1 pseudogene is annotated in these 1,016 nt (G+C 37.9%); it reads left to right on the top strand.

Annotated elements, in window-relative coordinates:
- Nucleotides 1–372: 372 nt before the first annotated feature.
- Nucleotides 373–1,016 (top strand): annotated as a pseudogene (locus AB5935_RS28260) (hypothetical protein); the annotation flags it as partial.

Raw genomic sequence — 1,016 nt, 5'->3', positions numbered from 1 at the left:
AGTTAATATATTAAGGTGAATACTCACAGGTTCTGTTTCTCCGATGGATAATTCGGGGGCAAGGTATTGAAAAAATGTAAGATGACCAAACTCACTAATAAAAAGATGAGTTGAAGGGCTGAACGAATAAAAAAATCATTTCTCACTATACTTTTTATTAATCTGGCTGTCATATTAATGAATAGGCCAATAAAGCATATTTTAACCTGAATCTCTATGAATGGTAAAAAGAAGGATTGTAAAAGAGCATAGCGCGACACTCTTTTTTAAGTTATAAGGTATACAAACAGCTGTTTTAGTTTAGTCATGCAGGATAAAGATTGTTTTCAGGAATAACAGAAAATAAGCTATTTCTTATTTAAATAATATTGTATGAAGAAACTACATTTTCTATTAAGCACATTCCTTGTGTTTATATTCACGTCATGCGGAGAAGATGAACTGAAAGGTGTTGTCTTATCCGAAAATCCGGGGTACGTAAAAGAACCATTGGTAGCCATACAGGCAGAAGATGGCACAGGGAACTGGATAAATGGTCTTATTGACCAGAACAGTAGGGTCATAGCCTTAGATTTTCGCATTTTGGACGACCAAAGTGCGGTGAATGTGAAACTCAAACTGGCGGATGAATGGGCAAAGCCCATTGATCCGCTCACTACTGATGCTGTACTGGACTTGAGCAGCGGTATCACCCGTATTAAAGTGAATGATGGAGCAGATGATATCGAATATACCATTTTCAGCACTTCTACTCAGCTACTTCGAGGCGTAACGGCTACTTGTAACACAGAGCAGGTTAGTGCTAACTTTATTAATGGCATCGCTTCGTTACGTTTCAAACAAAACACTGCATTTGCAAACGTAGTGTTGATGCCGACCTTGGCAGATAACGCAGAAATCATCTCCACGGATCCCGTCAGTCAAAAGGATGAAAACGGAAACCTGATTGTCGACCTAAGTAGCACACTTACTATTACTGTAAAAGACAATACGAACAACATGACTAAAAAATATCA

Source organism: Phocaeicola sp. RTP21198st1_B8_RTP21198_201120 (genome assembly GCF_040929485.1).
Lineage (GTDB): Bacteria > Bacteroidota > Bacteroidia > Bacteroidales > Bacteroidaceae > Phocaeicola > Phocaeicola dorei.
The sequence above is the reverse complement of the archived record's forward strand: the minus strand, read 5'-3'. Positions and strand labels throughout refer to the sequence as shown.